Below are 13568 nucleotides of genomic sequence, written 5' to 3'. Positions count from 1 at the left end.
TGATCGGAGGTGCATCATGATGAGGTGGGCCTTGGCCTCGCTGTTCGCCGCGATTTCGATCGCCTGCGCGGCAGCCGAGCCTGTAACCCTGCGGGTGGGGGTCTGCGCGCCCACGGTCAGCGTCAGCCTCGCACCGTTCGCGGTCGCGGAAAAACTCGGCTACAGCGAACGGGAGAACCTGCGCTTCGACTTCATCGTGGCGGGAACCTCGACCGATTGCGCGAAGTATCTGGCCACGCGCCAGTTTGACACCGCACAATTCTCCATCGAACAGATCGTCGCGATGCGTCTTCAGGGCGTCAGGATGACGACCTTCTACACATTCAGCCAAGGCAACGTCTACGGCATCGCCGTGCCGCAGGACAGCGCCATCAAGACCCTCTCGGACCTCAAGGGCAAACGCATCGGCGTCACGTCCATGAGTTCGGTCGGCGTGTTGAACGGGCGGGCGTTCCTCGCGACGGTCGGCCTCAATCCGCAGACCGACGTCGCCTTCTCCGCCGCCGGCACCGGCGCCCAGGCGGCCGCCCTGCTCAATCGCGGACAGGTCGACGCCGTGAGCATGTTCGACACCCAGTTCGCAATGATCGGGAATGCCGGAACCCCGCTGCGGCTCCTCCCTCTCCCGCAGGAATATCGGGCGTTTCCCACGACCGGCTTCGTCGCGTTGGAATCGACGCTGCGGGACAAGCGCGCGGCCTTGGAGGCGCTGGGCCGACTGTGGGCCATGGGCTCCGAATTCACCCAGGCCAATCCCGAGGCCGCCGTGCGGATGGCATGGGACTACTTTCCCCAATTGAAGCCCGTCGGCACACCCGAAGAACAGGCGCTGGCCAACGAGGTTGCCGTGCTGAAAACGCGCCTCGCCAACTGGGATCTCGCCCTGGGCGGGGTCTCGGACTGGGGCGAGAGCAATCCGGCCCACTATGCCGCCTACGTCGACTTCCTGCTGAAATGGAAAATGATCCAGCCCGGCATTCCCCCCACCGATCTCTACACCAACGCTCTGGTGCCGGCCTTCAACCGCTTCGACCGGCAAGCCGTCCTGAAGGCCGCCGCCGACTGGAAGAAATGAAGGGTCGCCGAAGCGGCCCCTGCCGGAAACTGAGGAGCAACGCGATCATGATCGAAGCCGACGAAGACCGCGTGCTCTGCACGCGGGAGGGGCCCCTCGCCATTCTCACCCTGAACGAACCGAAGCGGATGAACGTGTATTCGCCACAGCTGCGCGACCAGCTTCTGGGGCGCCTGCGCGACCTGAACGATGACGACACCTGTCGCGCCATCGTGCTCACCGGGGCCGGCGGACACTTTTCGGCCGGCGGCGACATCGCGAGCTTCAACGAGCGCGACGCGCTGGCGATGCGCTCGCGCATGGAGCGGACGAGCATGCAGCTGGTCCGCCTCCTGATCGCCGGACGCAAACCCGTCATCACGGCCGTGGAAGGCAATTGCTACGGCGCCGGTCTTTCGCTGATGTCGGCCTCCGACTACGCCGTGGCGGCGCGCGACGCGAAACTGTGCTGCGCCTTCATCCGGATGGGGTTCATCCCCGATCTCGGAACCCTGTGGAGCCTGCCGCGCCGGGTCGGGCTCGGCAAGGCCAAGGAGCTGACGGCTCTGGCGAGCGTGCTGGACGGAGCGGAAGCCGGTCGCATCGGCCTTGTGGACGAAGTTGTCGAGCCGGGGGCAGCCCTCGCCGCCGCGAAGGCGGTCGCACTGCGTTTCGCGAAGGCCTCACCGCCCGCGATGGCCATGCTGAAGGAAGCCTTTTCCGAGGGCCTTGAGGCCGCGCTTCGCCAGGAGATCGCCTTTCAGCCCATGCTCGCGATGTCCGAAGAGCATGCTGAAGCCAAGCGCCGCTTCCTTGAGGCGCGAGACCGAAAGACGTCGGCGGAATAGAGGGTGTTTTGCCCCGCCGCGCCCGATCACCGCACAAGGTCCGGGACGGGGCGTATGGATCGGCGCCCCCTCACCCCGCCAGGGCGACCGGGCGCAAGCCGGCACCGACGGGGCCGTTGCCCCGCCCCGGCGAGGCGAACAGCCTCTGGACGCCCTCCCGAAGCAGGTTCGCAAACGCAGTCTCGTTGCGGCGCAGGGTCATCGACGTGCTGGCGATCCCTAGGGCGAAGCCCGGACGGGTGTCGCGTGTCACCGGGACCGATATGACGCCCCCGCCATGCGTCACCGCGTCCAGCGTCATGGCATAGCCGTTCTGGCGGATGGAATTGATGGTCCCCATGACCTCGGCAGCGTCGACCCGTCCCGCATCATCAACAGAGGCGTTGAACCGCCGTATCAGCTTCGCCACCTCAAGGTCCGAATGCATGCTCAGGAGCGTGCGTCCCGTGCCGGAACGGAGAAGGCAACGTTCCGTGCCAACGGTGATGTGGCGCCGGCCCGGCTTGGCGGCCTGAACCACCTGAATGAACTTGGCGTGCATACCGACGCGCTGTGCCAGCACGACGAACTCGCCGCTCTCGGCGGAAATGCGCTCCATGAGAGCACGCAATTGTCCACGCCCGAACAGACTGTGGTCCATCCAGCTCCCGAGCATCGCGACACGGTAGGAGAGGGCGTAGGTCCGGCGCGGAGTCAGCTCCAGGAAGCCGAGCTCCACGAGGCTTTTCAGGATGACGCCGATGCTCGATTGAGGCGACCGCAGCGCTTCGGCCACCTCGACGATGCTGACATCTCTTTGGACGTCATCGAAATATTCCAGAATTTGCGCGGTTCGTCCGGCCGATTTCACCACCGTGGACGGGAGCGACGGAAACGCGCCGATCCGCTCCTTGTCGAGCCTCTGAGCTGGAGGTCTGCCCATGAAACGCTCCTACTGAAACGCTCCTGTCAAGCGGACGGCAACAGTGGTCACGGTGCCCACAAGGTGTCAACGCGCGCGCCTTGATCCCACATATGTGGGCTTAAATCTCCTATCCCCGACGCGCACTTGCACGGCGCGGAGCCTCCAACCTTACTGCGCTCATGATCGAACCGGCGCGCGGAACTGGCAGCCAGGGCTTGAGAGAACCGTCATCGGACCGGCATGTCGGCCTTCCGACCTCCGGCTCTGCCATGGGGCGCTCCCTATGATCATCGGACTGGCAGGCCACATCGATCACGGGAAGACCGCGCTGGTCCGAGCCCTCACCGGCGTGGATACCGACAGGCTCAAGGAAGAGAAGGCGCGCGGGATCACGATCGATCTCGGCTTCGCCTACACGGATTTCCAGGATGGCCGGACGATCGGTTTCGTCGACGTGCCGGGCCACGAGCGCCTTGTGCATACGATGATCGCGGGGGCGTGCGGCATCGACAGCGTCCTGTTGGTGGTCGCAGTCGATGACGGAATCATGCCGCAGACGCGTGAGCATTTCGATATCATGCGCTTTCTGGGCGTGCGGCGCGGCGTATTCGCCCTGACCAAGGCGGATCTTGCAGACGCCACACGCCGTCAGCAGGTCATCGAAGAGATCCGCAGCCTCCAGGCCTCCTTCAGTCCGCAAATGGAGATCGTGCCGGTATCGGTCGAGACCGGAGAAGGGCTGACAGACCTGCGGGCGGCATTGGGCCGGCTTGCGGCGCCGTCGCGCGATGCACGTTCAAACCGGCGGCTGCGGTTTTCCGTCGACCGGAGCTTCACCCTCGCCGGTATTGGAACGGTGGTCAGCGGCTTCGTGGCTTCGGGCTATGTCCGGGGCGGGGATGAGGTTTGCCTTGCCTCCGGTCTCGAAGCACGCGTGCGCTCGATCCAGATGGCCGGACGGCCGGTGCCCGTCGCCGGCCCCGGCGAGCGCTGCGCCCTCAATCTCACAGGCCGCCGAATTCGCAAGGACGCCATCGAGCGCGGAGATTGGGTGCTGGCCCCACCGGCGGCATGGACCAGTGATCGCGCAGACATCGAGCTTTGCCTTGCCCACCATCCGGGCCTGATGATCAAGGCCTGGTCCCCGGTGCTGGCGCATCACGGCGCGGCCCAGATCCCGGGGCATCTGGTGCCGATCGAGCGTGATGAACTGCGCGCTGGCGAATCCGGACTGGTCCAGGTCGTGCTGGATCGGCCGGTGCCCCTGCGCCATGGGGACCATATCGTCCTGCGCGATGCCGGCTGCTCCCGGACCATCGGCGGCGGCACGATCGTCGCTCCCCGGGCGCCGCGGCGCGGCCGCCGGACCATCCGGCGCCTTGCGCAGCTCGCCGCGATGCACCCGGCCGATGGGGCGGAGGCGCTGGCCGCACTGTCGCGGATCGCCCCGGGCCTCGTCGATCTGTCGGCGTTCGCCGAGGACCGGGACCTGCCGATCGAGGAGGCTCAGGACGCCGCACGGATCGCGGACCTCGCGGTGCTGGAAGCCGACGGGCGGACCTTTGCCATAGCTTCCGCGGCGGACGCCATTCTTCGCGCGGCAGTGCTCGCACAGTTGCACGCCTTCCATGCTCTCGAACCGACGAAAAGCGGACTGAGCTTGGACGGCCTGCGGCGAGGTCTGCGTGAACCGCTTTCCCGGAGCGCCCTTCTGTCTCTCCTGCGCGCCTGGTCGGTCGAAGGACATGTCCTCGTCGAGCGCGGGGAGGTGCGTTTGCCGCATCATTCTACCATCCTTTCGGAGACGGACAGCAAGATCTGGTCAAAGACCTGCCATTTGCTGGAGGTCGAGCCCGTTCCAGCGCGGCTCGCCGACATCGCGCGCACCACCGGCCTCCATGAGGCTCAGGTTCGTCAGGTCTTCAAGCGGATGGCCCGGGCGGGCGCTCTGGTCGAGGCTGCGCCGGACCATTTTCTGCCGCGGGCGACGCTGGTGCGGATGGCCGAGGCCGCGGTCAGCCTTTCCCATCGCGGGCAGGGTTTCACGGTTGCCGAGTTCCGGGACACCGTCGGGGTGGGGCGGAATCTTGCGGTCGCGGTGCTCGAATTGTTCGATCGCAAGCGCTTCACGGCACGTTCCGGTGATAGCCGACGAGCGCTGAGAGATTCATGCACGTTGTTCGCGGGGGCGGGCTCATGAGCCTGACCGTTGCAGGGAGGAGAATCGCCCCCGGTGGGGTGTCCGGACTTCAAATCCGGGCGGGGCCGCATGGCGGTCCTGGGTGGGTTCGACTCCCATTCTCCTCCGCCATGTCCCGCCGGCCCGGCCGACGCCCGCGGAACCAGCGCCTGCTGGCAAAATGCCGAATTGCACAGGAGAAACCATGCGCATCGTGAATCCCAGCTATGCCCTCCCGCCCGCGACGCACAATCGCGGCGAGGTGGCGAAGGATTCGGCCGGGCTGTCGGACTGGACATCCTCGCCCATCGCCCTCTTCAGCAACGGCAAGCCCAACAGCCAGGAACTGCTCCTTGGCCTTCGGGACCGCCTCGCCGAGCTTCGGCCCGTCGACAATGTGGATCTCGTCCTCAAGCCCGGCCCCAGCGTGGCGGCCACCTCCGCGATGATCGATGCGGTCGCCCAGAAGTACAGGATGGCGCTGGTCGCCCTCGGCGATTGAGGCTCCTGCTCATCGTGGAGTTTCCACGACAGCGTAGAACTTGAGAAACGGGGCGTGCGCAGCTGGGTCATCGTGACCGAGACGTTCCGTGGCCTCGTGATGGCGCAGGCCAAGGCCCGCAAGGTCGAACCCCGCTTGCTCGTGGTCCGGCATCCGGTGGGCGGGCTCAGTCCGGATGAGCTGTCCGAGCGCATCGATACGGCGTTCGGCAGGCTCAAGGAGGAGATCGGCCGTGGCTGAACCCGGGATGGGCCGCATGAAGATGTTGGACGACCTCGCCGCGCGGCAGACCTTCGATCTCGACCTCCGCGATGAGGAATGGACGGAGTTCGCCATCGCGCAGGGCTGGAGCGACGGCCTTCCTCTGGTCATCCCGACCGAGAAGGCGGTGGAACGCTTCCTTTCGGTTGCCGGGGAGGTTCGGGAGCCATGGGCTCCCATTTCTCCCCGGCAGGTTCTACCGACACCGGAAAGTCTGGCAGCGAACGCCGTCATGGCGGGTTGCCGCCCCTCGGACTTCCCTGTCGTGCTCGCGGCACTGCGCGCCGTGCTGCAACCTGACTTCAACCTGCACGGCATGCTTGCAACGACGCATCCCTGCGGGATCGTCATCATCGTCAGTGGCCCGATCCGGACGCGGCTCGGCATCGCGTGCGGCAGCAACTGCTTCGGACAGGGCTGGCGGGCCAACCTGACGATCGGTCGGGCGCTCAATCTCATCCTGCGCAACATCGGTGGCGCAAGACCGGGGGAGATGGACAACGCCACCCAGGGCACCCCGGCGAAAATCACGTTCTGCTTCGGCGAAAACGAGGAACAGAGCCCCTGGGAGCCCTATGGCGTGCGGCGGGGCTTTGCGAGGGATGCCAGCCTCGTTTCCTGCATGGCCAGCGAAGGGCCGCACAACATCAACGACCACGGCAGCAACAGCGCCGAGGGCATCGTCAAGATGCTGGCCGAGGCGATCAGCCAGCCCGGCGCCAACACTATCTATGCGAAAGGCCCGTTCGCCGTGGTGCTGGGGCCCGAGCACGCCGCGACCCTCCATCGGGACGGATGGTCCGTCGAGATGATCCAGCAGGCCCTGTACCAAGGCGCGCGCGTGCACATCTCCCGGATCGGCGCCGACAACCGCCGCCACTACGAGCAGAACGTCCAGCATTTCCCGGTGGATGATCACTACACCATGGCGCCGTCGCCCAACGACATCCACGTGCTCGTCGCCGGCGGCGCAGGCAAGCACTCCGCCTGGATTCCGAGCTTCGGATACACTCAGATGTGCTCCGCCGAGATCGACCCATGATCCGCATCGGCGAGGTCCACGCGCCGGTCTTCGACGCGGCTGCGCCGTGGCGCGACATCCGTCGGGACATGGAGCCGCTTGGCCTGGGAGACGGGCTCCCGCTGGCACTCCCGACGCGGGATGCCATCGAAGCCATGCTGGACGGCCGGGACCCGGACCGCAGCCTCGGCCCTGTCCCGCCGCTGTTCGGCGAGGCGTCCATGGGCAACCTGGCCTACCTCAGCGTGCTCGCGGGCTGCCGGCCGGGCGTGCTGGCCATCCTGGCAGCGGCGGTCGATGCCATGCTCGCACCGGCGTTCAACCTGCTCGGCATCGCGACGACGACCGGCTCCGCAACGGTCGCCGTCATTGTCTCGGGACCGCAGGTCACGAGACTTCGCTTCAATCCGGGGGGAAACGGCCTGGGACCCGGCTGCGCCGCCAACGCCACGTTGGGACGCGCGCTGCAGTTCGTCCTCGGCGCGCTGGGCGGGGCCCGACCCGGCGTCGACATGGCGACCATCGGCCAGCCGGGGAAATATACCTTCGTCTGTGCCGAGAACCAGGAGGCCATTCTGGCGGCCCTTGCCGACCGGCAGGGAGGTGCGGATGGCGCGGACCTCGTCACGGTCGTGGGGGCGACCGGGACCATCGAAGTCCTGCCCCGCGTGGACCGCAGCGCGAGCGACATTCTGTTTCCACCCGCAGACGTCCTTCACGCGGCGAAGTGCGCGGGACGCACCTCGGGCGAGACACGCCCCGATGACGTCGATATCCTCCTGCTCCCGCCGGAACTTGCCTTGCGGCTGCGTGAGCTGGGCCTGACGCGCGTCGAGGTCGAGGCCATCCTCGCCGAGCGCGCCGGCTACGCCATCATCCCCGTCGTCACGGGTGGCGCTGGAATCAAGATGTGCGCGATCCCGTCCTGGCCGGGCGGATCAAGGCCGCAGACGGTGCCCGTGGCACCCCGGCGCGCGGCACCTACCCTCCCCTGACGGCCGTGGCGGCCCGTCATGCCACCGGAGCCTGCGCTCAGGCGCCGGCGGGCTCCAAGGAAGGCGACGGCGCGTGCTCCGCGAGGAAACGGCCCGCTTCGATGGCTGCCATGCACCCCATTCCCGCTGAAGTGATCGCCTGACGGAATACCGGATCGCAGATGTCGCCGGCGGCAAAGACGCCGGGAACCGAGGTCCGGGTCGACCAGGGGGCGACCTTCACATAGCCCGCCTCATCGAGGTCGAGCTGGCCGCGGACGAGGGCGGACGAGGGATCATGGCCGATGGCCACGAAAAGCCCATCCGTGGGCATCTCTCGGGCCGTTCCCGTGCCGAGGTCTCGCAGACGGAGGGCGGTGACCGCCGGGGTTGGATCGGTGGTGCCGACGATGTCCTCGACCACATGGTTCCACAGCACGCTCACGATGGGATTTGCAAGCAGCCTGTCCTGAAGAACCTGCTCGGCCCGGAACCTGTTCCGCCGGTGCACCACGGTGACTTTCGTGGCATGTCCCGTGAGGTAGAGCGCCTCCTCGACGGCGGTGTTGCCACCTCCCACCACCACGACCTCCTTGCCGCGGAAGAAATAGCCGTCGCAGGTGGCGCACGCCGAGACACCGTATCCGGAGAAGGCCCGCTCGGCCTCCAGCCCGAGCCAGCGCGCCTGAGCCCCCATGGCGAGCACAAGCGTGTCGGCCAGGAATGCATCTCCCGCCTCGGTCCGGATCTTGAAGGGCCGCTCCGACAGATCAACCTCCGCGACGGCGTCGTAGACCAGCTCGCACCCCACGTGCTCGGCCTGCTCGCGCATCTGGTCCATCAGCCACGGGCCCTGGACCGCCTCAGCGAAGCCGGGATAGTTTTCGACGTCTGTGGTCGTGGTGAGCTGGCCTCCGGGGGTCAGGCCCGTGACCAGCAACGGGGCAAGCCCCGCGCGAGCCGCATAAATCCCCGCGGTGTACCCGGCGGGGCCAGAGCCGATAATCATCAGCCGAGACTGTCGGACCGTCGTCAATGATGACTCCCTTCCCTTTTCAATAACCATACGTCGCAACAGCGATTTCGGAAGGAAAGCTGGCCGCTCCGGACAATTGAACAAGCATCTGGGAAAAATGCCGGGGTGTGGGGGCCGCAAAGCCCGCCGGCAAAAGCCGCCGAACATGCGGCGCCGCGCACGGGAAACCGCAGGAGAATGCGAAAAACGGTGCCGCCGTTGGTCCGCTCCCCCCGATGTCGTATCGGTCAGTCATCGCGCTGTGGCGCCAAAGTTCTGCGGGAGAATCGCTTGATCACCCAGGAAGCGTACCCGGCGTCGCAAACGACGCGAGAGATGCAGGACCAATCCGTAGCCGTTGCGGAAAGTGTCTTTGGAGATCTTGTCACCCGCGATGTGCTCGAGCAGGCAGAGGCGGGACAGTTCCCGGCGGCGCTGTGGGCCGCGCTCTCCGAACTCGGATTTCAAGGCGCATGCCTGCCGGAGGCGGAAGGCGGCCTTGGCGGCCTTGCCGAGGGACTTGTGCTGTTGCGCCCGGCGGGTCGCTTCACGCTGCCCGCCCCCCTTCCCGAGACCATGGTGGCAGCGTGGCTCCTCGACCGCGCGGGCTTTCCTCGCACGAGCGCCGTCCTGACATTCGCTCCGGCCCGGGAAGACGAGGCGCTTCCGCGGATCACGCCCTCGAACGCGGGTGGCTACCTGCTGAGCGGCACCGTGAACGCGGTGCCATGGGCTCGGTGCGCCCACCTCGCGATGCTCGCCCTAGGCGATGGCATGCCCCGGAGCGAGAGCCGGGCCGGGCTCTTCGTCGTGAGCGTCGATCCCTCTGCGGCGCGTCTCGTAAAAGCCCGCAATGTGGCGCACGAGCCCCGCGACACGGTCATCTTCGATGCCGTCCCGCTTCCCCCGGAGGCCGTGCGACCGGCCCCGGCCTTCCTGACACCCGGATGGATCGCCTGCTGCGGGGCTGTGATGCGGGCGCTCCAGATGGCGGGCGCGCTCGATGGCCTGCTCGACGGCACCGTCCGCTACGCCAACGACCGGGTGCAGTTCGGCCGCCCCATCGGAAAATTCCAGGCCATCCAGCAGATGATCGCGGTGATGGCGGCGCATGTGGCAGCCGCCGGCATGGCGGCGGAGCTGGGACTGGCCGCGCTGGCGCGAAACGAACCGTTGGAAACGCTCGCAATCAGCGCCGCCGTCGCCAAGATCCGTGCAGGCGAAGCCGCCACGGCCGCCGCAGCCATCGCCCACCAGGTGCATGGGGCCATGGGCTTCACGCACGAGCATACGCTCCACTACACCACGCGGCGCCTCTGGGCCTGGCGCGAGGACTTCGGACGCGAGGCCGTCTGGGCCGAGCGCCTCGGCCGGCAGGGCCTCGCCGCCGGCGCGGACCATCTGTGGGCATTTTCCAGCAAGGCCTGACGCACGTGCATCCTCTTCATTCCCTTCTTTGGCCATCGAGCATCGCTGTCGTCGGCGCATCCCCGGACACCGGCAAGATTCGCGGCCGTCTGCTCGCCTATGTGCGCAAGAGCGCCTTCTCGGGAGACGTGTTCCCGATCAATCCCAGCTATGCCGAGATCGACGGGCTGCGCTGCTTCCCCTCGATCGCAGCGGTCGGGCGCAGCGTCGACGTGGCGCTGATCGCCATTCCCGCCGAACAGGTGCTGGACGAACTGGAACGCTGCGCGGCGGCGGGCACGAAGTTCGCGGTCATCATCACGTCCGGCTTTGCGGAGGGCGGGGACGGCAGCGCCGAGGTCCAGGCTCGCATCGGGGAGATCGCGCGGCGCACCGGCATGCGGGTGATCGGCCCCAACGCCGAAGGCTTCTACAATGCCGTCGGCGGGATCATCGCAAGCTTCAGCCCGACGCTGGAGCACGCGCGCGAGCCGTTGCCCGTGCTGGGGACGCGCCGCGTCGCCGTCGTGGCGCAGAGCGGCGGCGTCGGCTTTGCCCTGTTCAGCCACGGGCGCCGCCTCGGGTTCGCGTTCAGCCATATCATCACCAGCGGCAACGAGGCTGATCTCACCCTCTCGGATTATCTCGACTATCTCGTGGACGACCCGGATACGTCGGTCATCTTCCTCTACCTTGAGACGATCCGCGACCCGGACGGCTTCGTGCGTGCCGCCCGCCGCGCCAGAGCCCTGGGCAAGCAGATCGTGGCAATCAAGATCGGCCAGAGTGCGGCCGGGCAGCGCGCGACCCTCTCCCACACGGCGAGCGTCGCGGGGTGGCACGTGGCCTATGATGCCATGTTCCGCGACCTCAGCATTCTGCAGCCGCTCGATCTGGACGAAGCCCTCGCGGCCGTGGCTCTGCTCCTCGCCGGGCGTCGCCCGCCGGGTCCCCGTGTCGCTGTGGTGACCGTGTCGGGCGGGGCCGGCGCGCTTGCCGCGGATGCCGCCGAGCGCAGCGGCCTCCTCCTGCCCCTGCCCTCCGCCACCACGCGGGCGGCAATCGAAGGCATGCTGCCATCCTATGGCTCGGCGGTGAACCCGATCGACATCACGGCAACCGGCGTTCGGACAGGGGCACTCCTGCGCTCCATCGCCCTGCTGTCCCGCTCCGGCGAGGTGGATGCGATCATCATTGTGCATTCGCTGGGGGGCACGCACATCAACCTCGATCTCGCGGAACTCGCACGCGTCGTTGCGGACAGCCCGATCCCGGTGTGCCTCTATTCCTATGTGCAGCCATCCGAAATCTGGCGCATGGCCATGATCGAGACGGGCGTACCCATGGTCACCAATCTGCCCGGGCTCACGAGCGCCATCGCAAGGCTCGCCGGATTGCGGGCCGAGCCGGTGGCCGCCGACGCACCGGCACCTGTGCCCGAGGTTGCGACAGCGCAGCTGCATGGGGCGCGCGCCGTGCTGTGCGAGTACGAGGCGAAGGCCCTGCTGAAACTCTGCGGCATCGACATTCCCCGCGAAGTGCTCGCGGGTGACGCGGAGGAGGCCGCAGCGGCCGCCGAAGGCATCGGCTTTCCGGTCGTGATGAAAATCCAGTCTCCCGACATCCCGCACAAGAGCGAGGCCGGAGGCGTGAAGCTGGGGATCGGATCGAAGGAGGCCGCGCGCGCGGCGTATGCCACGATCCTCACCAATGCCCGCGCCTATGCCCCTGACGGCATGATCGATGGCGTGCTCATCCAGGCTTCGGCCCCGGCAGGACCCGAGATCATCATCGGGATGCTCCAGGACGACACCTTCGGCCCCATGATGATGGTCGGCTTCGGCGGGGTCGCTGTCGAGCTGTTCAAGGACGTCGCCTACCGCCCGGCACCCGTCACGCCCGATGGAGCACGCGAAATGCTCATGGCGCTGAAGTCAGCCCCCTTGCTCAGCGGCTTCCGCGGCCGGACGCCCCTCGATCTTGAAGGCTTGTGCCGTCTCATTGCCCGCATCTCCGAGATCGCCGTGGCATGGCGCGAGGACGTCCGCGAACTCGAGCTCAACCCGGTGATCATGCACGCCGATGGATCCGGCTTCACCATCGCCGACGCGCTCCTTGTGCGGAAAGAGCAACCAGAGGCCGGGCTGCCGGCCCTCGCGGAGCAATCAAGATGAGCTTCAGATTTGATATCCCGCCGAACGCGCAGCACCTGACCGATCTGCGTCAGGAGGTTCGCGGCTTCCTCGCCGAGGCGATGCGCGACATTCCCGCGGAAGAAGCGGCGCGCTCCTGGCACAGCTTCGACCCCGCCTTCAGCCGGAAGGTGGCCGAGAAGGGCTGGATCGGCATGACCTGGCCCAAACAATATGGCGGGCACGGACGCACCGTCATCGAGCGATATGTAGTCATCGAGGAGTTCCTGGCGGCCGGTGCGCCGATCGGCGCGCACTGGACGGGCGATCGCCAAAGCGGGCCGCTGCTGCTGCGCTACGGCACTGAGGAACAGAAGATGGCACTGCTGCCAGCCACCGCGTCTGGCGAACTCTTCTTCTGCATCGGCATGAGCGAGCCGGATGCCGGCTCCGACCTCGCCAACATCAAGACCCGCGCGCGCAAGGTGAGCGACGGCTGGTGCGTGAACGGCGCGAAGATATGGACCAGCAACGCACACCGCCGAAACTACATGATCCTGCTCTGCCGCACCGGCAGCAGCGAGGAGCGACACGGCGGCATGAGCCAGTTCCTGGTCGATCTGAAAAGCCCGGGGATCTCGATCCGCGGCATCCGCAATATGGCGAACGAGCACCATTTCAACGAAGTGGTGTTCACTGACTGCTTCATTCCCGACTCTGCTCTCGTCGGTGTCGCCGGCGAAGGCTGGAAGCAGGTGAACGCGGAACTCGGCTTCGAACGCAGCGGCCCCGAGCGCTTCCTCACATCCTACATCCTTCTGCGCGAGCTGGTGCGTCAGCTCGGGCCGGATGCACCGGAACGGGCCCGGATCGCCGTCGGTCGGCTATTGGCCCACCTCGTGACCTTGCGCTCCATGTCGTTCTCCCTGGCAGCGGCCCTGGAAGCCGGGCGGGACATAGCCAGCGAAGCTTCCGTGGTGAAGAGCATGGGCAGCGAATTCGAGCAGTCCATCCCGGAAATTGCCCGTGATCTTGTGGATCTTCAGGCGCTCGTTCCGGATGATGAAATGGGTCGGATCTCCCCCGCCGCCGCGAATGACACCGCGCAAACGTACGCGAGCGTTCTTCATCACGTGATGCTGCACGCCCCGTCATTTTCCATCTATGGCGGAACGCGAGAGATCCTGCGCGGGATCATCGCCAAGACGCTCGGCCTGCGCTGAGACAGCCGGACACGGCGCACGAAGACATCACGAGGTGCGGCCTTGCCG

Annotated in this window: 12 protein-coding genes and 1 tRNA gene; 11 read left to right on the top strand and 2 right to left on the bottom strand. The window is 66.9% G+C overall.

Features of this window, described 5'->3' with window-relative positions; genetic code table 11:
* Positions 1 to 31: 31 nt before the first annotated feature.
* Both ACE3QW_RS04510 and ACE3QW_RS04505 read left to right on the top strand, forming a co-directional pair.
* Positions 32 to 1075: an ABC transporter substrate-binding protein gene (locus tag ACE3QW_RS04510; protein ID WP_374250621.1), complete on the top strand. Its 1044-nt coding sequence runs from the start codon at positions 32 to 34 to the stop codon at positions 1073 to 1075.
* A gap of 47 nt (positions 1076 to 1122) precedes the next feature.
* Positions 1123 to 1902: an enoyl-CoA hydratase/isomerase family protein gene (locus ACE3QW_RS04505; RefSeq protein WP_250167041.1), complete on the top strand. Its 780-nt coding sequence runs from the start codon at positions 1123 to 1125 to the stop codon at positions 1900 to 1902.
* Between the two features lie 70 nt (positions 1903 to 1972).
* Here the strand turns inward: ACE3QW_RS04505 and ACE3QW_RS04500 are convergent, their stop codons facing one another.
* Positions 1973 to 2824, bottom strand: coding sequence for an IclR family transcriptional regulator (locus ACE3QW_RS04500; RefSeq protein WP_374250620.1), 852 nt, complete (start codon positions 2822 to 2824; stop codon positions 1973 to 1975).
* 265 nt (positions 2825 to 3089) lie between these two features.
* On the opposite strand from ACE3QW_RS04500, the gene selB reads away from it, so the two are divergent.
* The 6 genes from selB to ACE3QW_RS04470 all read left to right on the top strand — a co-directional run bounded on the left by selB (position 3090) and on the right by ACE3QW_RS04470 (position 7764).
* Positions 3090 to 5006: a selenocysteine-specific translation elongation factor gene (gene selB / locus ACE3QW_RS04495; RefSeq protein WP_374250619.1), complete on the top strand. Its 1917-nt coding sequence runs from the start codon at positions 3090 to 3092 to the stop codon at positions 5004 to 5006.
* Between the two features lie 15 nt (positions 5007 to 5021).
* A tRNA-Sec gene (locus ACE3QW_RS04490) sits at positions 5022 to 5117 on the top strand.
* A 73-nt stretch (positions 5118 to 5190) separates the two neighbouring features.
* Entirely contained in the window at positions 5191 to 5487 is a 297-nt protein-coding gene (locus ACE3QW_RS04485; protein WP_374250618.1) for a hypothetical protein, read from the top strand.
* Positions 5488 to 5541: 54 nt separating this feature from the next.
* On the top strand, positions 5542 to 5727 hold the full coding sequence (locus tag ACE3QW_RS04480; RefSeq protein WP_250167037.1) for a hypothetical protein: 186 nt from the start codon (positions 5542 to 5544) through the stop codon (positions 5725 to 5727).
* Positions 5728 to 5743: 16 nt separating this feature from the next.
* Entirely contained in the window at positions 5744 to 6790 is a 1047-nt protein-coding gene (locus tag ACE3QW_RS04475) for a hypothetical protein (RefSeq protein ID WP_374250617.1), read from the top strand.
* Complete coding sequence (locus tag ACE3QW_RS04470; protein WP_374250616.1) at positions 6787 to 7764, top strand: hypothetical protein; 978 nt, start codon at positions 6787 to 6789, stop codon at positions 7762 to 7764. The genes ACE3QW_RS04475 and ACE3QW_RS04470 overlap by 4 nt, the downstream gene beginning before the upstream one ends.
* Positions 7765 to 7801: 37 nt before the next feature.
* Here the strand turns inward: ACE3QW_RS04470 and trxB are convergent, their stop codons facing one another.
* Positions 7802 to 8752 carry a thioredoxin-disulfide reductase gene (gene trxB / locus ACE3QW_RS04465; RefSeq protein ID WP_374250678.1) on the bottom strand — a complete coding sequence of 317 codons (951 nt, stop codon included), beginning with the start codon at positions 8750 to 8752 and terminating at the stop codon, positions 7802 to 7804.
* A 297-nt stretch (positions 8753 to 9049) separates the two neighbouring features.
* Between trxB and ACE3QW_RS04460 the strand changes: the two genes are divergently transcribed.
* The 3 genes from ACE3QW_RS04460 to ACE3QW_RS04450 are packed head-to-tail and all read left to right on the top strand — an operon-like array spanning position 9050 to position 13520.
* Positions 9050 to 10186 carry an acyl-CoA dehydrogenase family protein gene (locus ACE3QW_RS04460; protein ID WP_374250615.1) on the top strand — a complete coding sequence of 379 codons (1137 nt, stop codon included), beginning with the start codon at positions 9050 to 9052 and terminating at the stop codon, positions 10184 to 10186.
* A gap of 5 nt (positions 10187 to 10191) precedes the next feature.
* Entirely contained in the window at positions 10192 to 12339 is a 2148-nt protein-coding gene (locus ACE3QW_RS04455) for an acetate--CoA ligase family protein (protein WP_374250614.1), read from the top strand.
* Positions 12336 to 13520: an acyl-CoA dehydrogenase family protein gene (locus ACE3QW_RS04450; RefSeq protein ID WP_374250613.1), complete on the top strand. Its 1185-nt coding sequence runs from the start codon at positions 12336 to 12338 to the stop codon at positions 13518 to 13520. Before ACE3QW_RS04455 ends, ACE3QW_RS04450 begins: the two co-directional genes overlap by 4 nt.
* Positions 13521 to 13568 lie beyond the last annotated feature (48 nt).

It is taken from the genome of Xanthobacter sp., from assembly GCF_041911315.1.
GTDB classification, from domain to species: domain Bacteria; phylum Pseudomonadota; class Alphaproteobacteria; order Rhizobiales; family Xanthobacteraceae; genus Xanthobacter; species Xanthobacter aminoxidans.
The sequence above is the reverse complement of the archived record's forward strand: the minus strand, read 5'-3'. Positions and strand labels throughout refer to the sequence as shown.